The sequence below is a fragment of the Photobacterium arenosum genome (assembly GCF_014841115.1).
Lineage (GTDB): Bacteria > Pseudomonadota > Gammaproteobacteria > Enterobacterales > Vibrionaceae > Photobacterium > Photobacterium arenosum.
The window spans coordinates 596,710-617,028 of record NZ_JACYTP010000001.1 but is presented as its reverse complement, the minus strand read 5'-3'; the positions used below and the strand labels follow the sequence as shown (position 1 = coordinate 617,028).

Sequence of the window (20,319 nt, the reverse complement as noted above, 5' to 3'; positions counted from 1 at the left end):
TAAACCTTGTAAGGTAAATGAAGGCAGAAGGTTAGCACAACTATAGCAAGAGCATAACCTGAGTGCTGTTTGCCGCGGTATCCTCAAGCCGTTAAGCTATATGCACAGTAAAGTAACCACAGAGGTGGCAAGGTTGGGATTACACTATGCATCCCGGGCACTGATAGAAGTGCAGGGAAAAGTACTTCTGGTAAAACGGGTTGGGGAGGCATTCACGTTTCTCCCTGGCGGTCATGTTGATGCCGGAGAAGCGGCAGTGCAGGCTGTCGCAAGAGAAATCCGCGAAGAAACGGGACTCACAGCAGAGATCGGGGATCTGATCGGTATCGCTGAAAATGACTGGCAGCAAAACGGGCAGCATCAAACGGAAGTCGCGCTGGTGTTTCGCGCCCGTCTTGCAGGAATTGATGTGCCGGCAGCTGTTGTTTCAAAAGAACCCCACCTTGAATTTATCTGGGCAGACAAGTTACAACTGGACACACATCATCTTCACCCTGTTGCTTTGCGCGATATTGTCCGTAATGACACTGGTCAGTATCAGGGATTTGTGGCGTCAGACTTAGCTTAGGTGGTGTTTTTTATTGCAGGCTGAGACTAAAGTCATCAGTTAACTTTCCGCCTGGCGGCTTATTGAGCACTTGAACTTTTTTTACTTTACAGCACCACCATCACCACGTATTATTCGCCGCACTTACGGAGAGATGGCTGAGTGGTTGAAAGCACCGGTCTTGAAAACCGGCATACGTTAATAGCGTATCTAGGGTTCAAATCCCTATCTCTCCGCCACATTCGAAGAAACCGCTGAACTATCAGCGGTTTTTTTTCGCTTGAACCTTGGCAAGATGAGATAGGGTGAAGAAGCCTAGACGGGGCTTTTATTGGGTTTCAGATGATGTTTTCCGGGATTTGAAAATCCCTCTATACCTTGTTCTGGCTCCGCCACATTCGAAGAAACCGCTGAACTATCAGCGGTTTTTTTTCGCTTGAACCTTGGCAAAATGAGATAGGGTGAAGAACCTGAATCAAGTCAGCCGAGTACTTCTTCAGCCAGAAGCAAATCGTCAATTCTCCAATCCTGTACTTCGTCTCAATAAGGGACAACACCGCCACCCATGAATGGGTTTTACTCTATTGATAGGTTGATTTAATTACACGGGATCCGTTCTGGGTCGCCGTGGTGCGCCTGCGCCATAAACCATAGTTGGCTGAGCGAGCACTCTGTGCATGTGGTCCAGGCAATGAATGACGCGGAGGCGGGTATGAGCCAGCTAGAGGCTGCATCCATTGATAGATTCAGGGTGCATTTTCAGGGGAAGGTGATAGTCCCCAAAGATGATGAATATGATGAGGTCCGGCAGATCTGGAACGCGATGATTGATCGTAAACCGGCTCTCATTGCTCGTTGTACTTCGGCGGAATGTGTGCTCCAGGCGGTGAATTTTGCCCGTGAGCATGACCTTCTGCTGTCTGTGCGCGGCGGTGGACACAATATTGCCGGTAACGCGGTTTGTGATGGCGGGATCATGATTGACCTGTCATTGATGAAGGCGGTGCATGTGAACCCGAATACCCGCAAGGTGATGGTGGAACCTGGGTGTACGCTGGGCGATGTGGATGCCGCGGTACAAAAATACGGCCTTGCTACTCCTTTCGGCATTAACTCAACCACAGGTGTGGCAGGTTTGACTCTGGGAGGCGGCTTTGGCTGGTTGAGCCGTCTGTATGGCATGACAGTCGATAACTTACTTTCAGCGCATCTAGTCACTGCCAAAGGCACACAGGTAAAAGCCAGCGACACTGAAAATGCCGATTTATTCTGGGGATTACGGGGTGGCGGCGGTAATTTCGGTATTGTAACCAGCTTTGAGTTTCAGCTGCACCCTGTGGGCCCGGATGTGCTTAGCGGGCTGATCGTCTTTCCGTTTGAGCAGGCAAAAGCCGTTTTGACTCAATTTGCCCGCTTTACGGAATCCATGCCAGAAGCGCTGAATGTCTGGATGGTGGCGCGCAAAGCACCGCCCTTACCATTTTTGCCTGAAACGGTTCATGGCAAAGAAATGATCGCGCTGGCATTGTGCTATTTTGGCGATCCTGCTGAAGGTGAAAAACTGATTGCACCCCTGCGCAGTTTCGGTACGCCGTACGGTGAGCATGTCGGTGTACAACCCTATGTCGCCTGGCAGCAGGCATTTGATCCTTTATTGACGCAAGGCGCCCGGAATTACTGGAAGTCGCACAACTTTACCCATTTGTCGGATGAAGTACTGGGTATCCTGATCGAATTCGCCGGCAAATTGCCGTCACCTCAGTGTGAGATATTTATTGGCACCATTGGCGGTCAGACAGAAAAAGTATCACCGGATGCCATGGCATACGCCAGCCGTGATGCACGCTATGTCATGAATGTACATGGCCGCTGGGACAATGCAGAGGAAGATGAAGCCTGCATCGCCTGGGCGCGGGAATTCTTCACCAAGTCACAACCATTCGCCAGTGCCGGGGCATACATTAATTTTCTGACTCAGGACGAAGGTGATCGTGTGGCCTTCGCGTACGGGGAGGCATACACGCGCTTGGTCGCACTGAAGAAAAAATACGATCCCCACAATCTGTTCAGGATGAATCAGAATATCAAACCCGAGTAAGCGAGCGTTGCCGCAAGAGTATACATCGGGCTGATCAATGAGACCGTCCGCAGCGGAGCGGTCTCGGTTTGTTGGCTCAGGCTCTTGTGCGTCAATTAAGTCAAGATCACCACCCCATGCAGGATAATCACGCCTGCAGTCAGTCTGCCTCGTAAAGTCTGATATCCTCTGGGGTTCACTTCACCTTCTGTTTGCCGGATGAGCTTCTCTGTAAACCAGACGGCCAGATAACCCAGTGCCAGTAAACCTATCGCGATAAGGTCATGTTTATGGCCTTGCAGTATGGCCGCCCAGGCAAGCAGCACAAACAGATTGCTTAATATAAGGGCATTGCGGCTGAGTTTATGGGAAATATGGTCAATGGCATTTCCCCACAGGATCCCAGATAAAAAGCTCAGGATAACCGCACTGTAAGCGATGAACATTTGTTGCCCGGACAGGTTAAAAAGGCTGATGTCAGCAACAGCAAGCAGGGCGGTGATGACAAAAGGGACCAGCTCTAAATACCCGAGTTGTTTCATTATGGTGTTGGGTTCTTGCATGCGCAGATCCTGTGTAACCAGTATTGGAATAATCGCTTACTTTGTTGTATTGACTATAGCTTCTGTAAATATTTCTCGCCAAACGCTGTTATGTCTTCTGTAGCGAGAGCCAAAGCCAGGCGCCAGAGCCAGCCAGACAATGCCCAGTATTTGATTTTCAAATACCTGCCAGTGAATCATTTAATTTCAGAGTACTCAGGACAAAACGTATAGTGTCGGATTATCCTGAGTCATGAATTCCGAAATAGTCACACGTAAGCAAAAGGCGCAGTATGAATCCATTTTTATCGCAAGCTATCTCGTTGGCCGAAAGTAACGTGAAACAAGGTGGACGTCCGCTTGGTGCCGTGGTTGTGAAAGACGATACAGTGATCGCGACTGGGGTTAACCGGATGCAGGCTGAGTGTGATCCTACGGCCCATGCAGAGTTGTTGGCATTACGTGAAGCCGGTAAGGCGCTCAAATCCCCACGTCAGGCTGGCTGATGCATTTGGGCCTGGTGGTGATCCCTGTCTGTCTCTACTGGCGATTCAATCCGCGTGACTGCGATCAGGTGATGCAGCCCGTGGCTGTGAGTAGCCGATGATCACAGTGCTTAAACCAGGCGTAAAACCGGTAATTACGTCGCTGAGGAAACGTCATTTCTCAGAGACTCAGCTACAGTTATTTCTACAGAAGAATTTGACGGTTTAAGCAATTGGAGAGAGGCCAGCTATGGCACTGAATATCTTTCCAGAAGGATGTGTTCAACCGTCATTGAACTATCGCATTCACTAAATGGAGAAAAGTAATGAAAGTTCTGTATTCAACAAAAGCAACATCTACTGGCGGTCGTGACGGAGCATCCGAGTCAGCGGACGGTAAACTGAAAGTGAAGCTCAGCACGCCAGCTGAGCTGGGGGGCCAGGGAGGAGAGGGCACCAATCCGGAGCAGTTATTTGCGGCAGGCTATTCCGCCTGTTTTATCGGTGCCATGAAATTCGTTGCAGCGCAGGACAGTATCAAACTGCCTGGCGAGCCGAGTGTGACAGCGCAAGTCGGTATCGGTGAAAATCCTGCCGGTGTCGGGTTTGCAATTGATGTTGAGCTGCACATTTCGCTGCCGGGAATGGATCGTGAAGCCGCCACCCAACTGGCTGAAAAAGCACATCAGGTTTGCCCTTATTCGAATGCAACGCGCGGCAACGTACGCGTCGAGCTGGTCGTCGAATAACATTCATCTTGTTGATGTGAATTTAAAAGGGCTTAAATGGCCCTTTTTTCATTTTCATTGGTCTTCATGGTACTGCACTTTTAACGCGCTGTTTCTCTGCAAACCAGAGTCAGGTTTATATCGGGGCATCTATAAAAAACTATGTCAGTGAAAGCTGTACTCAGTCAGAAAACCTGTTAAAGAAGCGATAGCAGACAGGTACGAACATTAAAATGGCACCAATATAAACGGCCATGTTTCGGCTTTAATTAAGTGACACTCAATATTGAGTGTTTATTTCATCTGTCATGGTTTTATAGTCTGAAAAAAATAATTGGGATCAATATCAACATCCCTTTATTTCTGGCGATTATCTCTGCGCAAAAGCCACTCATCACCCTGTTTCATTATGAGCTTTTTTATAGTGAAAATGACTTTCTTGACCATCAAAAGGCCGGAATGTTATTCGGCTATTGAAATGCTTAATAAGACAACTCTAAACTCTCGCCATCTATTGGTTTTATGGCTGGTTTTTCCCTTTGTCTGAATCTGGCAATCAAAAGGTGTCTGTGATTGACGATGTCATTAATCGCGCGCTGATAAAGAAAAAGAAACGTCAAAAGGAATTGGATCTTGCGAGCAGACCTTCTCTTGAAGAAAGCTTGCGGGCGAAGTTCGATATTCTCGACACGATTACCAAGCCGGGTCGTGGCACTGTGCTGTATAAATTAGCCGATAAAGATGAACCCAATAAAATTATTTGCTGTAAGTCGGTATTACAGCGTGGCAATGACACAGCTGAAAATGCATTGCTGAGCGAGGCAACAAAACTCGAAGTTTGTCAGCATCCCAATGTTGTGAAGTACATAAAAGTCGGGCACGAGTTTTCCACGCCTTACTTCTTCATGGAGTGGGTTAGCGGGGAGAATCTGGCGCAAAAAGTCAGCCGCCATAATCACGGAGGTTTTCGTGCCGACCACATTGCCTGGCTGATTTACCAGCTGGCCGGTGCGCTGGACTATGCGCACACACAAGGCGTGTGCCACCTTGATGTCAAACCCTCAAATGTGCTGATAGGCGCTGATGATGCCGTTCGTCTGGTTGATTTTGGCGCCGCACAATATACCGGTGAAGCTAACACCTATGCGGAAGCCAGCCTGAATTACGCATCGCCAGACTATATCCGCAGCGGAATCGGTCAGCCTGAAGATGATGTGTACTCCCTTGCTGTCATGGCGTATTGCCTGTTTCTGGGCGTAGCGGCAAGCCCGGATATTGGGGTGGTGATAACCGGTCAGAAACGGCCTGTGGTCATTCCGCCACATGCCTGGAAAGCCATTAAAACCGTGATAGGCAAACCACGCAGTCATGGTTTCTCACCGATTCATTTTGCGCAGATACTGGGTCAGATTGACACAGATACGCCGCTGTCTAATGCACCTATTTTTAACAATATGCGTAATGCCGATCTGGTATTAAGCAGAAGAAAACATGATCTGGTAAATGCCATTGATGGTTGGCGTTCATTGGAGATTACCCTGATTTGCGCCACGTTAGTGCTGGTGGCGTTTCTGGTGATCCGACATGCTTATTTTTTTGCCCTGGACAGCTACCAAACCAGTCAGCCAGCCAGTTTTGCTTATGACGGCAAGGTTTTTCAGCCTGATGATACCTCGTGGTACAGCTACCAGTTTCTGAATGAATTCACCTCAGAAACCCCTGAGTTATCAAAGACTGCGGTATCTGTGGTTGAAGAGTATGACCGCAGAAAATCAGCGCAGGAAAAGCAGATTTATCAGCAGATGAGTCCGGTATTTGAGCAGGAAAGAGCAACCAATGCAGAACGCCGCGATCAGTTGCAAGCCATAAAGAATGAATTAATTGTGATGCGCCGGTTAATGCAGGGCGGAAAAGACAGCGACAAAGTTCACATTGAGAAACAGCTGTCGAGTGCGCAGGCGAGAATTAATGCCTTGTTGCAAAACGCAAGTTTATACAGTGAAAACGCAGTGACACCAGAAGAAGCCTTGAATTTACTGGAGTTGGGCGATGTGGTGTTTGCCCGTAAAGCGTTTGAAGCCTCATGGAAAAAAGCAACGGCAAGCGCATATTACTATTCTCACGAAATCCGGTATCAGACTGTTACCAAAATTCTTTCCCGGGTGTCGCAGCTAATGGATAAAGCGCAATTTAAAGATGCAGCCGGGCTGATCGAAAGTGCTCAGCAGGTGTTTCCTGAAAGTAAGGACATCCGAAGCATGGGAGCCTTACTCTATGCACGCCGCGGTGAATACATACTCCGTCAGTCTCTGCAGTCCGATCTGGTGGTCGAAAAAAATATCATTCAGCAGGCCTATCAGGATGTGAAAACCTTCGCGCCAGACAGGGTGGATACCATCAAAGCTCTGCTTAAACAGGACATTGAAGCAAGTCAGGCAACCCGTTTTAAAGCCGGGGCACTCAGTATCAATGCCAATAATGTTACCTCTGTTGTGTTACCTGACTGGGAGTGGGATACATGAGTGAGCTCAATACCCGATTAGATGAGCTGTTGTCACCGATAGGTGCCGGGCTTCCGGTTGGAGAAGATGCCCGTTATGAACTTTGCTATGAGCTAATGGAAGCTGAAGTCAAAAAGTTCGGTTCATTATTTGGTGAAACGGTGGATTGGCAAGTTGTTGAGTTACAGGCTGAAACTGTCCTGTTACAGCACAGCAAAGATCTGAAAGCCATGGCTTACATAACGCGTGCGTGGGCAGAACATTACGGTAGCGACGGGCTGAAAACCGGACTCACTTTGCTGAAATCGGCGTTGGAACAGTATGGCAGTTCACTGTATCCGGCAAGAGCGCGTGGCCGGGATGGCGCGATAGAATGGCTGGATAATCAAATTGAACTGATTGCAGCCAAACTCAGTAATCCTGTTCAGTCTGATCTGCAAGCCTGTGCTGCCTTGTGCCAGGACATCAGTTTTGCGATGGGCGAAGTCTTTGAAGGCTCAGAGGCATCCTTAATCAATGCGCGCAATGCGTTGACTACCAGCAGCAATTCTCTGGGGGAAGTGCCTGCATCACCACAATCCGCAGTGGAACCAGAAAAAGGCCGTATGGCAGGCGGGCAGTCATTTGTGACTGAGCCTAAAGCGGTTGCTCCCCCTGAACCTGTGTCTGCCTCTGCGGCGACCCCGCCTAAAGTAACCCCGCCAGTTCCCCTTGAAAAGACAAGTGTATTGAGCGGCGAGGCGGATAAAAAATCCCTGGATCAGATGGCAGAACACTTACTGCATCAGAGTCCTGAGATGCCGCTTGCCTATCAGGTTGGACGATTTGTGACCTGGATGGCAATTGACGAATTACCGCCTCACGATGCAGAAGGAAAAACACCGCTCAGGTTGCCGGTGAACAAAGATACCTTGTCCGATTACGAGTCGGCACTGGTAAATCAGTCTGCTTCTGAACATTACCGCCGGCTTGAAAAAAGCCTGCGCAATACCCCGTTCTGGCTGAGCGGTCAGCGCCTGATGCACGACATGCTCAAGCAACTGGGATTTACCCAGGCTGCGGAGTCCGTGCGCGAAGAGACGCGGCGTTTTATCACACGTTTAGCCGGTATCGACGCGCTGAAGTTTGAGGATGACACCCCTTTCGCTGATGAAGCTACCCGCCAATGGCTGGCTGAACAGTCAGTCACTTCCGGCTCATCAGGCCATGAAGGACTCGCTGAGCTGCTGAGCGACAGAGGCGATGACATTCTGGAAGGTGCAGAACTGGGACAGCTCCTGGTTTCAGCGTCTTCATTACTGGATGACGCCCAGTCAGGGCGTTCACGATTTCTCTTGCATCTGCAATTGGCCAGGTTACTGCACCACAACGGGCTGCACAGTATTGCGCTGCCGCATCTGGAAGTGATCTGGCCAGAAAGAGAACGCATTAATTTGAGTTACTGGGAACCGACTCTGGATGCCGAACTGGAGCAGTTACTGTCTTTAACGCTGACTCAAATTTATTCACGGGAAGATGCGTTTCCCGCTAAGTACAGAGAATGGCTTGCGGCCGTTCATTAACATATAGCTGCTAAGAAGGACAAGTTATGTCTAAAGATGGTTCAGTCGCTCCTAAAGAGCGAATTAATATCCGATATGTTCCTGCTACAGGTGATGCTCAGGAAGAAGTGGAACTGCCCCTGAGCATGATGGTGATTGGTGATTTCACCGGCCGTGATGACGAGACTCCCATCGAGGATCGTGATCCGATAAACGTTGATAAAGAAAACTTTAATGATGTGCTGAGTGCCTATGCGCCGAATGTCAAAGTTAACGTTGATAACCGTTTGAGCGGCGAAGAAGGCGCTCAGATGGGCGTTGATCTGACCTTTAAAAATATCAAAGACTTTTCACCGGAATCCGTTGCCCGCCAGGTGCCTGAATTAAGCAGCCTGCTGGAACTGCGTGAAGCTCTGGTTGCACTGAAAGGTCCTCTGGGTAACGTGCCTGCATTCCGCAAACGTATCGCTCAGGTGCTGCAGGATGATGAAGCGCGCAGCAAGCTGCTCAGTGAACTGAGCATCAATTCTAATAACGAAGAATAAACAGGTGGCACATGACAACTGAAGCTATGACTCCGGAGCAGGATGCACAATTGGCTGAATCCGGTTCACTGTTAGACAGTATTTTGAACGAAACCCGGCTCAAGCCATCTGATGAAGGTTTTGATGTTGCAAAGCGTGGCGTTGAAGCATTCATTTCTGAACTGCTGAGCAAAAATGTATCCGATAAAGTTGATCAGTCGCTGGTCGATCTGATGATTTCTGAAATCGATCAGAAAATGTCTGCTCAGGTCGATGCCATTTTGCACTCGCCAGAAATTCAGGCCATTGAATCTTCCTGGCGCGGACTGAAGTATCTGGTTGATCAGACTGATTTTCGTGAAAATATTCAGATCGAAGTGATTTCGGCCAAGAAAAATGAAGTCCTTGATGATTTTGACGATGCCCCGGAAGTGGTGAAATCGGGTCTGTATAAGCAAATTTATACCCGTGAATACGGCCAGTTTGGTGGTAAGCCAGTGGGCGCGGTTATCTGTGACTTTAAGATGTCGTCAACCTCACCGGACATCAAACTGATGGAGTACATGGCGAATGTGGGTGCCATGTCTCATGCACCTTTCATTACCTCTGCAGGTCCACAGTTCTTTGGTGTCGACAGCTATGAAGAGCTGCCAAACCTGAAAGATTTGAAATCGGTGTTTGAAGGCCCTCAGTACACTAAATGGCGTGGTCTGCGTGAACATGAAGATTCCCGCTATCTGGGCCTGTGTACCACAGGTTTCATGCTGCGTGCGCCGTATTCTGTTGCAGATAACCCGATTAAGGCGTTTGACTACAACGAAACGGTATCAGGCAGCCATGACCATTATCTGTGGGGTAACTCTGCTTACGCGCTGGCTTCCCGTATTTCCGATTCTTTCGCGAATTTCCGCTGGTGTCCGAATATCATTGGTCCTCAAAGCGGCGGTACGGTGAACGATCTGCCGGTGCATAACTTTGAGTCGATGGGTCGCATTGAAACCAAAATTCCGACAGAAGTTCTGGTGTCTGATCGTCGTGAATTTGAACTGGCTGAAGAAGGTTTTATCGCACTGACGATGCGTAAAGGCTCTGACAACGCGGCATTCTTCTCAGCAAACTCTGTACAGAAGCCAAAATTCTTTGGTAACTCGCCAGAAGGTAAAGCCGCTGAAACTAACTACAAGTTAGGTACTCAGCTGCCGTATATGTTCATTATCAACCGTCTGGCGCATTATCTGAAAGTGCTGCAGCGCGAGCAGATCGGATCGTGGAAAGAGCGTACTGATCTTGAAATTGAACTGAACAAGTGGATTCGTCAGTACGTCTCTGATCAGGAAAATCCGCCGGCAGAAGTACGTGGCCGTCGTCCGTTGCGTGCTGCGCGGGTTGAAGTATCAGATGTTGAAGGCGATCCGGGCTGGTACCGTGTGTCTCTTGCTGTGCGTCCGCACTTCAAGTACATGGGCGCCAGTTTTGAATTGTCTCTGGTCGGTAAACTGGATCAAAACTAAGTAAAGGCGAACGGCAGCTATTGTCGGGTCGAGTGACTCTGAAGTGGTCTGCCGTTCGAAATCTGTCTATGGATAAAGGTTACCGATTACTCGAGCGCATTGAAATGGGCGAAGCAAAGAACAGCTATGATGCTGTGGAGTCGACACAGTTTCTGATTGAGTCGATTCATCATCATCTGGCGGATTTGCTCAATACCCATTCGGGCAATGCAATGATAGCCAAAGATTATGGTCTGCCTGATTTTAATGATGTTTTGGCCGATAAATCCAATATCGTCCGGGAAATCAGAAACAGTGTGAAAGCCACCATCGAAAAGTTTGAGCCAAGATTAGCCGGCGTAGTGGTGAGATATGTTCCCCATACCGATGATCCACTCCAGCTCCGGTTTGCCGTTAATGGTGAAGTTTTTCATAACAATAAGAAAACCAGAATGAACATTGATTTGTCTGTTGGTGTAGACGGCAAGTTTTCAGTGTAGAGACGACGAACATGACTTATAGCAAGTATTTTCAGGATGAACTCTCGTTTCTTAAAGAAGCGGGTTCTGAGTTTTCGAAAAGCCACCCTCAGCTGACTAAGTTTCTGTCGGAAAGCAGCAATGATCCCGATGTAGAGCGCTTATTGGAAGGCTTTGCATTTCTCAACGGCAAATTACGTCAGAAGCTGGATGATGAGCTTCCTGAGCTGACCCAATCCCTGATATCTCTGTTGTGGCCGCATTATTTACGTTCTGTGCCTTCAATGTGCATTGCGCAGATGATCCCCTATGCCGGGAGTGTGTCGCAGAAAAGCACAGTGACGCGTGGCCATGAAATGGCCAGTGAAAAGGTCGATGAGACTCAGTGCCAGTTTCGCACCTGTTACGATGTCGATTTGTATCCACTGTCGATCAATTCCGTGACTCAGCAGAATACCCGCTCGAACAGCCACCTCAATGTCACCTTATCAACCGACACAGGGGTAGAGTTATCACGCATTGGGTTAGATAAATTGCGTTTCCATATTCACGGTGAATTGCATATCTCCCGCATACTGTATCTGTGGTTATTTCGCTATTTAGACAGTGTTGATGTCAATCTTGCGGGAGGAGGAAGTCAGCGTTTACCTGCTTCTTGTATAAAGAAAGTGGGTTTTTCAGAAGATGAAGCCCTATTACCCTACGGGCCAAATTCTTTTTCCGGTTATCGATTAATCCAGGAGTATTTTTCGATGCCGGACAAATTTATGTTCTTTGATGTCGATGGTCTGGAATGGCTCAAAGGTGTACCCAGCCAGAGTACCATGAGCCTGGTGTTTAATTTTTCACGCTCTTTGCCGTCTGAAGTGACAATAAGAGAGAAAAATTTGCGGCTTTTCTGTACACCGATAGCCAATGTGTTTGAACTGGATGCCGATCCGATCCGCTTGGATCATAAACGCACTGAATACCGGGTTCGTCCGCAAACAACCCGGCAAAATAACTTCGAAGTGTATTCTGTTAATCAGGTACGAGGCTGGAGTAATGAAAACCGTCGTCAGGTTGATTATTTGCCGTTTGAGTCCTTTGAGCATCAGTTAGGTATTGATAACAATCGCCATTACTACAATGTCAAAGTCTCGGAACATGTTTCAGGGAAAGGCTTGTCACACTATATTTCCTTTTTTGATCACAATGCCGGTGTCGCTAACCTTGAAACTGAAACCGTACTGATTAAGTTAACCTGCACTAACGGTAAATTGCCGCAACGGCTGGCCCCCGGAGACATTACATTTTCTACCCATAAGTCGCCTAACTATGCCAATTTCACCAATCTGACCAAGCCGACAGTTTCTGTCAGTCCACAAATTGACAGTAGTCTTCATTGGCAATTGATTGCCAATATGTCGCTTAACTATCTGTCTTTAATTGATACTGATGTGCTGAAAATGATGCTGAGTATTTACGATTTTCATTCACGCAGTGACAGGCAGTCTCAGCGCGCGTCAGCTAACCGCTTAAATGGCATTAAAGCCATTAACATGAAACCCATAGAACGTATATTCCGTGGCTTGCCGATCCGGGGTAACCAGATTGTACTGCAAATGGATTCATCCATGTTTGCCAATGAAGGGGATATGTACCTGTTGGTGTCTATCCTGAATGAGTTTTTCTCTTTGTATTCCAGCATTAACTCATTCTCTGAACTGGAAGTGATTGATGTAAAAACCGGCGAAGTGTACCGGTGGGATGGCAATCAGGGCAAACAGGCGGTGATATGATAGATAAGATCAATCAGTCCAGCCATGAGTATGCTTTTTTTCAGGCCGTTTATTTACTGGAGGCCGCTGAGAAAAAGAAAACATCCGTACAATTTGCCTCTGTAGGCCAGGCGAAAACACCGCAGCAGGAGTTTCTGCGGTTTCGCATTTCGCCTGAGCTGGGTTTTCCCCGCTCTGATATTTCGCAGTTTGAGTCTGTGCAATGGGATAACAGAGATGTTCCCAGCCTGACGGTGAATTTCGGTGGTCTGCACGGTACTGGCTCACCTTTACCCACCGCATATACAGAAAAGCTGGCCGGCCGGGATGGTGAAGATAATCCGGTGAAAGATTTTTTCGATTTCTTTCATCACAGGTATCTCTCACACTTGTACCGGATATGGAAAAAATACAGATACCATGTCCGGTACGAATCCGGGGCGGTCGACCCGCTGTCCCGTAATCTGTTTAACCTGGTTGGTATTTCTTCTGATCTCAGCGAAGACAGTGATTTTAACTTCGACAGGGCAAAACTGCTCTCTTATATTGGCCAGTTATCTTCAAGAACGCGCTCTCCAAATCTGGTGTCAGGTATTGTGGCTCACTGCTTTAATCTGGCAAAAGTCAGTATTGAACAGTGGGTACCCCGCAGGGTGAAAATTGCCCCTTCACAGCTTAACCGCTTAGGGCATGTTAACTGTGTGCTGGGCCAGGATTATCACTTGGGTGATCACCTTACCGATATCACGGGTAAATTTAATCTGGTCTTCCATGAATTGGATTATGAGCAATACTGTCATTTTTTGCCGGGTGAACAGGGTTACGGGTTACTCAAAGAGCTGATGCGTTTTGTATTGCGCGACCCTATGGCCTGGGATCTGAAACTGGAAGTGAAAACGGATGGATTACCTGCCAGCATTTTGGGTTCGAAGGAAGCGAACCGGCTTGGACAGGTCAGTTGGTTGGGTAAAGTGCAAGGTGATAAACAGACAGTGGTGATCATCGGTGCTGTCTAGATGAGTACCTGGCACTCTGCTGCCTGCAGTATTGACTGCATGGTAGAGTGCCAGGTGGGTAATGCCGTAATGAAGCGGCTAAGCGTGATTCGGGCGCCTAGCGGCAAATAGGGCTGTGGAATACGACTGTGGTATGCAGCTCCTTAATGCCGACAATGTTTTCTGCTTCATCACACAGTTCATTCATCAGGTGTAATGAAGCAGCCTCCAGTAAAGTGATGATGTCAAACCCACCACCGACGACACTGATGGATTTAATCTCCGGAATTTCTCTCAGGCTGTCACACACTTTTTTCTTCCAGCCATTTTCGCATTTGATCAGCAGGTAACAGCTGGTCATAGTTGCGCTTTTTTGGGTCCCGATTTTGGCAGTGTAACCTTCGATAACGCCGGACTTTTCCATTCGCGTAATCCGCTCGGCGACGGCGGTTCTGGAAAGGCCCACATTGCGGGCCATATTTGCGATCGATTCACGTCCGTTAATCAGCAGGTTTGACAATATCTTCCTATCAATTCGGTCAATGCTGTTGCTGTGTAAAGTATTCATTATCATTATTCTCGACTTTGATTAACCTAAGCTACCAACTTATTGGATATCTCTTGGAACAGAGAAGTTATACAGTTCTTGTAAAAGGAACGGATTATTAGAGTTAGACGGTTTGATTTTTACCGTCATGTGTCGCCCTGAAACAAGAATGTCCGCGTTGAATCCACCATCCGATGTAGGCTCGAGCTGCGACTCATTTAACAGTCGGAAAATGGACCAAAACCCTTCCTTTGCTTTTCTGTGTTGCTCGCCGCTGGACGTGATGTCCTGAATGTTGACGTTCACGAAAAACTCGTTACTTTCCGGTGGCCACACAAACTGCTTACTCTTTGCCGGGCCATGGTAATAATCCAGACTTTCACCACCGAAGTTCAGGCTGGCCCGTATTGCGCTGGAATCCAGATCGATAAAGCGTGAACTGAAATCGATGTTGAACTTGTTCGACGTGGGATCGAAAAGCACATTCTTGATCATGGTGTAGTTCTTCATCTGGGTGATCATTTCTTGCGATAGCTGCAATGTTTCGCCATCAACACGTTTGGCCTGCCACAAATTTGTGTCATAGAAAGGCGAAAGCGTGTCATCAATGAAGCTGTCCAGGGTGCCTTGCGCAGCAAAAAACTCTTCGAAATCGGTCAGCGAAATCTCAGTTTCAGCATGTTTGGTGAACGGATATTTGTTCTGACCAACAAGTTCAAATTTACTGTAGACATTACTGGTCCATAACTCCTGAATACCCAATTGTGATTCAGCCAGCAAGACAGCCCACGCCTGATGGGCGATTTCATTCAGCCAGCTTTTTACAGGTTCGGGCGCTTTTTGAGCGACCTGCTTCAAGCGAACAATGGGATCCGCCGCGGTTTCACGCATTCTGGCTTTGGCGGCTATTAAGGCTGCTTGCTGTACATTTGGCGCATCGGTGATCTGTTTCAGATAGGCTCGCAGATTGCTGAGCGAACTGATTACCTGATCCCACGGAGCTTGTGAGTTTTCTGTTTCACTGGTTTGCAGGGTATTGATAACGGCAAAAGCTTTTTCGACCCTTTTCATCAACTCATAGTCAGGCTCGATCACTTTCTCTGCCGAGTCTTTTAACAGATCTACCGCTTGGTTGAGGCGTTCATCCTTCAATGTCATCTGAGCCAGTGCACCAGCTTCTGGCGAATATTTGGTGTTGGTATACAACAGATTCAGTATGGTGCTTAACGGCGATGTCGGGCCTGACAGAGTGTCAATCGCATTGGTTATTTCAACTATGTTGTCATACTGCTTAAAGCGTAAATCGCTAATGGCTGTACGCCAGACATTGATATAGTCGTCAGTATATTTGCGGCGCACCTTGGCCTGAAAGGCTTTAAGCTCTTCGTCCGACGGCAGAGTGTTATTTGACAAACCCAGCACCCAGTTGTCGGCAATCAAATCGTGCGATAAAGACTCCGATAAAGGGCGATAGAAAGTGGTAAAGCCGGTTGCGGTATAAATTTTGTTGATGTTCAGTTCATTAAGATTGCTTTTTTCATTATCAAAAATTTCACCAAAATTGAAACCTATTGCTCTTGGAATGCTGAGCTGGCCGAGATCGGCATCTCTGCCACTGTTGAGAATCTGGCTGTAGGCAATATCCACTTTGGATTGGGACAGCAGATCTCGCCGTGTAGTACGAACCAGATCCCAGTTGATCTCAATAGGCGGGAAGTTGGTTTTGAAGTACACCGCCAGATATTGAGGTATGTTGGCGTATGCACCCTCTGAGCCGAAATCATCCGTGAGCAGACGCGAAATTGATTTCAGAAGGAAACTGTAATCGCGTTTGTCCGCTTCATTCAGCATCAGATACATTTTCAGTAAATGGAGCTTGTCTTGATGTGAAAGGTTGCTGTTGGCCAGTTTCCGTTGGATATGCTTTTCTACCAGCGGCAACAGCTGCAGGTGAATGCTGTCAAGTAAATGCCGGTAGGCAATCTGTGTCGTCTGATCCAGTTTATCGACATTTATATCGATCAGCTTTTTGTCCAGAAGATAACTGGCGTTGGTCCAGGCCTGATAAAGAGGCAAAATACCGTTCGATGTTACGGCAAACTGGTTTTTCAGGTTGGCGAACTCGTGATCATCACTTTTATTATCAGCGACTTCCAGAAGCTGGTTGATAATGGAAATATTGCTTTGCGTGGTCGTAAAGAAATAGTAACCACTTACACTGAGTAAAGTGACACAAGCGGCCATCGTCATATGGCTTCTGCGTATGAGTTGCCTCAGGTGGCGTTTGTTTTCACCGGCAAAGTTTGCCTCTGGCAGCACCTGCTCATCAATAATGAAGCGGGTGAACAGAGGTGACTCTGATAACTGGTCGTGTTCGGACGCAATCATTGGAACATTGAAATAATTACTGCATCCTTTGGCGAGCAGGTTGTATTTTCGGCCACCTTGATGGCTGGATGTGAAGTAAAGACCCCGCAGGTCAACAAGGTGAAATCCGTCCTTTTCCAGCCGCACTTTGTTCAGGGTATCCCTGATGATTCTATGACAAAGCTCGAACTGTTTCGGAAAGGTCACCAGTGCACTGTTGTTGACCAGTGAGCGCTCCATCGCGGCACAGTCAAGCGTGCTTTGTTCCATCTTGCTCAGAATAGCGTAAAAGCCGCTGTCAAAGGCGTCATTGAGTGTACCTTTGGCATCTTTCAGTGATATTGAAAGGTGCTCAAGCTGCATTTTCAGCGGACTGAGAGAAACAAATTCTTTGAAGCCTTTCAGTTTGTCGATTTTCGACAGGAAAACATACACAGGTAAGGCTGTATGGGTCATCCCTGTGATGTCGCTGAGGCGGGTATTGATAATATCCAGGATATACTCGCGCTGAGACTCTTCTTGAGTGATCAAAAATTCAAGATCCACCACATACAGGCTTCCTGCAAATGGTTTGCGGGGCTTAACACTGACAATTTTCTCCAGAAACGCTTTCCAGAGAGTTTGATCTGTATTCGATGTATCTTGATAAATCAGACGTGGAGCCGGTTTGATGTATATCGCCTTTTCTGACTCATGCCAGACAAAGTAATCAGTTTGCAGCGTATTTTTCTGATCTATGGGTTTAATGGCATGAGAACTGGTCAGGAGCGATGTCTTTCCTGACTTTTTGTTGCCCAACAGTAAGTAAATAGGCTTATGACTGGAACTCTTCAGCAAAGAAGATAATAGCCCCTTCAAGGTTTCTTCTTCTGTTTCTATATCACTGGTAGAGCGTGATTTGCGTTTTTTTACTTCGTAACCGATCAGAAGCAAGATTGCTACACTAAAGATGAAGACCACTGGCCCCCATGTCAGGTAATGACTGACAGGAAAAGCCATAATGAAATATGAGAATAAGCCATACATCACCGAAAGCAGCACTGCTGAGAGTATGATAAATACTCTTGGCGTTTTGAGTTTACTAATCAAGATATAACCTGCCTGAATAATTTTTATTGGTTTTTATTTTCGAAATTATGTGTGAGTTCCATAAGGCGATATTGATAGGCACTCAAGGTTTTTTGTGCTTTTAAAATATCGTCATGGTTTATGTGACCTTTCTCCAAATAATCAAGGCGACCAAGGAATGGAAAAAGGGTATTACTAAATCGGTAGGCCGCTGAAATATTCTCACTGTCATCGACTAGTGCTGCGTTAGCTATGATAGTTCTGGCTCGTTTGAACTGGTCGTTGATGAGCAAATAATCCTGAGCCAGCGCCGCTTTACCTGCCCGATACTGGCTCACAGACTCTTTGGCTGCAATGGAGTCTGGATAGAGTGTATTGACGTTATTTGCCAGCTCTTCCAGTGTCTGGTGCTCATAGACACGTCCAGGAAAAGCTGTCCAGTCCATCAGCAGATCATGGGTTCTGGTCAGAACCTCTTCTTTGAGCCTGTGCTTGAAATAGGGCTCCGCCTGGATAAGCCTTGATGTAATACTTTCCAGTTGCTCTGCAGTTGCAGTTTTAATATCACGCTGGTACAGGTATTGCCGGACTGCGACAATAGAAAATACCAGGCAACCCAGTGTAAACACTGTGGCCAACCAGTAACACCAGGCCGGCAGAGTGCGTATTGCCGCCTGTTTTTTGACAGGTGGCTGCTCAGCAGCTGGTTGACTTGTCACTTCTGGTGCTGGGGCTGGCGTTGGCAATTGACGCTGTTTTTGTTTGGCTAATTCTTTTTCGGCCTGTTCATCAAGTTGATCTTTCCATTCAGTAAACTGTCTGCGAACCGGACCCAGCGATGGGGCTTGTTTCCCCAATTGACGCTGAAGTTCCTGCTCAATATTCAGAGCAAGGTGGTGGCCGGCTTCCACTAAGGGGAGATCCTTCAGTGATACTTTAATTTTGCTCAGTGCCAATGGCATTTGCTCTGCCACCCAGTCAAAAGACTGGATGCGTGCATTCGGTTTATTGACTGCAGGAAAAGCAGTGTGCCAGTAGACGATGGACAGATCATTGAGAACATTGAGTCCATTAACCGCTCCCATTAATCCGTCAATACGGCAGGCAGAGACGCAGTAGTAACTGGCACAGCGAAAGTCCTTGCTGTGCTGGGTCAGAAGCAATTCGGAAGCGGTATAAATCTCTTTCCATGGTGCTGGAGAGACAAAACTGCTTAATCGATTTACGTTTCTTTTTAAGTCAGAAAAGAGATCGAGCTCTTTCGGGTCATGACCAACAGGCAATTGTGCCGATATTGGTCTGAGTGCAATATCAGTGAATTTCATTGTTTTATAGCCAACTTCGAAACTTGTAATTATGAGTAAAGGAGTTACTGCGGCATGAAGTGCATTCTTGCTCGCTAACTTAATGTTTAGTTTATTAGTAGATGCTAAAAAATAAGGCGGACTAATTTTAAGCTTTATTAACTCCTTCATGTGCTTTCGCCATGATGTAGTCAGGCGCCAGGTAATGTGTCGTTTCCTGCAGTTAGTTGCCACAAATTAGGTGTGTTTAACACGGTTATGACATTCATGTGCAATGCATTGTAATCGGAAGAATTATACTAAACTAAATGAATGCCGACTTTGCTGGATAAAGATCACAGATAAATATCTGCTCACGAATTTGTGTTCATTTTTATGGATAAGATTATGTTTTTTAATATCTTTTATAGTTAAGTGATGAGTTATTGAGTCTTATTAACATGAGTGTGGGGAGGTTTATTTATCATTCATCTTCTTTTTTGTGACTTCCATTCAATATATTAGAGTTGTGCTTAATTTTCTTCTGTTTGTATTTTTTTGGAGGAGTATCTCACAATTTTTATTGATTTGTTTGGCGTTTTAGTGAGAGGCCTTTGCAGACCGGTCACGTCTGTATTTTTCTGTCAATTCGCAATCTCATACAGTGAAAATGACAGATCTAATAGGAAAAATGACTTATTTAAAGATAGCGTCAATCAAGCCTTGAATTCATATTTTTATGCGTTTATCTTTCAGGTGTTTTTAAATTAGAGAAAGCGAACATTATGCCTCGTCTTCTTACAGTAGCCTGTATAGCTTATTGTTTAATTCATACTTCCTTCGCCTCTGCCAAAGGTGAACGCTTTGGTGTCACTGGCGCATACTATGATTTTACGTCGACTGCCGAGGAAGGTGAGTCGGGTGAGAACCAAAGTCTTCGCTGGGGACTGGTACATACACGGCCTATCGATGATAACAGTGCCCGCTGGCGCTGGTGGTTTGGCCTGAATTATTTCGCGGACAGTATTCCTGCACCCCAGAATGGTGTTTATCAGGAAGTCACCAATTATGAGTTTCGTGTACTGCCTCAGTACGCTATTCCCTTGGCGAGCTGGCTGACGCCTTACCTTGGCGCGGGTATATCACTGGCCTATAGCGAGTACAGTGAACGTTGGCATGTCGATGCTGATGAATTCAAGTACGGTACTCAGCTACCTGATAATAATGCGTTCGAAGCCAGCTTACTGCTTAATGCCGGAATGGTGATAAAAATGGGCAGTAACCCTGATGCGCATTTGCAGATTGCTCCTCAGGCGACGCTGATCGTGCCGGTCAATGATGGTCTTGGCGGCGTAGAATTTTCCTTATCGTTTCTATTCTAAGAT

General features: G+C 47.0%; 16 protein-coding genes and 1 tRNA gene. 13 read left to right on the top strand and 4 right to left on the bottom strand.

What is annotated here, in order from left to right:
- Nucleotides 1–100 precede the first annotated feature (100 nt).
- The 3 genes from IFO68_RS02900 to IFO68_RS02890 all read left to right on the top strand — a co-directional run bounded on the left by IFO68_RS02900 (nucleotide 101) and on the right by IFO68_RS02890 (nucleotide 2,645).
- Nucleotides 101–568 carry an NUDIX domain-containing protein gene (locus IFO68_RS02900; protein ID WP_192014482.1) on the top strand — a complete coding sequence of 156 codons (468 nt, stop codon included), beginning with the start codon at nucleotides 101–103 and terminating at the stop codon, nucleotides 566–568.
- Nucleotides 569–695: 127 nt separating this feature from the next.
- Nucleotides 696–786: transfer RNA gene (locus tag IFO68_RS02895), tRNA-Ser, on the top strand.
- Nucleotides 787–1,259: 473 nt separating this feature from the next.
- Nucleotides 1,260–2,645 carry an FAD-binding oxidoreductase gene (locus IFO68_RS02890; RefSeq protein WP_192014481.1) on the top strand — a complete coding sequence of 462 codons (1,386 nt, stop codon included), beginning with the start codon at nucleotides 1,260–1,262 and terminating at the stop codon, nucleotides 2,643–2,645.
- Between the two features lie 95 nt (nucleotides 2,646–2,740).
- Here the strand turns inward: IFO68_RS02890 and IFO68_RS02885 are convergent, their stop codons facing one another.
- The gene (locus IFO68_RS02885; protein WP_225445007.1) at nucleotides 2,741–3,187 is read right to left on the bottom strand and encodes a DUF3429 domain-containing protein; all 447 of its coding nucleotides are present in this window, start codon (nucleotides 3,185–3,187) and stop codon (nucleotides 2,741–2,743) included.
- A gap of 272 nt (nucleotides 3,188–3,459) precedes the next feature.
- Here IFO68_RS02885 and IFO68_RS02880 point away from each other — a divergent pair, with 272 nt between their 5' ends.
- From IFO68_RS02880 to tssG, 9 genes are all read left to right on the top strand, one after another.
- Nucleotides 3,460–3,672 (top strand): nucleoside deaminase, encoded by a 213-nt coding sequence (locus IFO68_RS02880; RefSeq protein ID WP_192014480.1) that lies wholly within the window; start codon nucleotides 3,460–3,462, stop codon nucleotides 3,670–3,672.
- A gap of 305 nt (nucleotides 3,673–3,977) precedes the next feature.
- Nucleotides 3,978–4,400, top strand: a complete 423-nt coding sequence (locus IFO68_RS02875) for an organic hydroperoxide resistance protein (protein ID WP_192014479.1) — start codon at nucleotides 3,978–3,980, stop codon at nucleotides 4,398–4,400.
- Between the two features lie 548 nt (nucleotides 4,401–4,948).
- Entirely contained in the window at nucleotides 4,949–6,901 is a 1,953-nt protein-coding gene (locus IFO68_RS02870) for a serine/threonine protein kinase (protein ID WP_192014478.1), read from the top strand.
- Complete coding sequence (tssA, locus tag IFO68_RS02865; RefSeq protein WP_192014477.1) at nucleotides 6,898–8,442, top strand: type VI secretion system protein TssA; 1,545 nt, start codon at nucleotides 6,898–6,900, stop codon at nucleotides 8,440–8,442. Before IFO68_RS02870 ends, tssA begins: the two co-directional genes overlap by 4 nt.
- Before the next feature lie 26 nt (nucleotides 8,443–8,468).
- A complete protein-coding gene (gene tssB, locus IFO68_RS02860; RefSeq protein ID WP_192014476.1) occupies nucleotides 8,469–8,966 on the top strand; it encodes a type VI secretion system contractile sheath small subunit in 498 nt (165 codons plus the stop codon).
- A gap of 11 nt (nucleotides 8,967–8,977) precedes the next feature.
- On the top strand, nucleotides 8,978–10,456 hold the full coding sequence (gene tssC / locus IFO68_RS02855; RefSeq protein ID WP_192014475.1) for a type VI secretion system contractile sheath large subunit: 1,479 nt from the start codon (nucleotides 8,978–8,980) through the stop codon (nucleotides 10,454–10,456).
- Nucleotides 10,457–10,524: 68 nt separating this feature from the next.
- A complete protein-coding gene (gene tssE, locus IFO68_RS02850; protein WP_192014474.1) occupies nucleotides 10,525–10,935 on the top strand; it encodes a type VI secretion system baseplate subunit TssE in 411 nt (136 codons plus the stop codon).
- Nucleotides 10,936–10,946: 11 nt separating this feature from the next.
- Complete coding sequence (tssF, locus tag IFO68_RS02845; RefSeq protein WP_192014473.1) at nucleotides 10,947–12,695, top strand: type VI secretion system baseplate subunit TssF; 1,749 nt, start codon at nucleotides 10,947–10,949, stop codon at nucleotides 12,693–12,695.
- Nucleotides 12,692–13,690: a type VI secretion system baseplate subunit TssG gene (tssG, locus tag IFO68_RS02840; protein ID WP_192014472.1), complete on the top strand. Its 999-nt coding sequence runs from the start codon at nucleotides 12,692–12,694 to the stop codon at nucleotides 13,688–13,690. The genes tssF and tssG overlap by 4 nt, the downstream gene beginning before the upstream one ends.
- Before the next feature lie 97 nt (nucleotides 13,691–13,787).
- Here tssG and IFO68_RS02835 read toward each other — a convergent pair whose 3' ends face one another.
- The 3 genes from IFO68_RS02835 to IFO68_RS02825 are packed head-to-tail and all read right to left on the bottom strand — an operon-like array spanning nucleotide 13,788 to nucleotide 19,126.
- On the bottom strand, nucleotides 13,788–14,240 hold the full coding sequence (locus IFO68_RS02835) for an Lrp/AsnC family transcriptional regulator (protein WP_370630713.1): 453 nt from the start codon (nucleotides 14,238–14,240) through the stop codon (nucleotides 13,788–13,790).
- Between the two features lie 36 nt (nucleotides 14,241–14,276).
- Nucleotides 14,277–17,672, bottom strand: a complete 3,396-nt coding sequence (tssM, locus tag IFO68_RS02830; protein ID WP_192014469.1) for a type VI secretion system membrane subunit TssM — start codon at nucleotides 17,670–17,672, stop codon at nucleotides 14,277–14,279.
- Nucleotides 17,673–17,695: 23 nt separating this feature from the next.
- Nucleotides 17,696–19,126, bottom strand: coding sequence for a type VI secretion system ImpA family N-terminal domain-containing protein (locus IFO68_RS02825; RefSeq protein WP_192014466.1), 1,431 nt, complete (start codon nucleotides 19,124–19,126; stop codon nucleotides 17,696–17,698).
- Between the two features lie 593 nt (nucleotides 19,127–19,719).
- Here IFO68_RS02825 and IFO68_RS02820 point away from each other — a divergent pair.
- The gene (locus IFO68_RS02820; protein WP_192014464.1) at nucleotides 19,720–20,316 is read left to right on the top strand and encodes a hypothetical protein; all 597 of its coding nucleotides are present in this window, start codon (nucleotides 19,720–19,722) and stop codon (nucleotides 20,314–20,316) included.
- Nucleotides 20,317–20,319 lie beyond the last annotated feature (3 nt).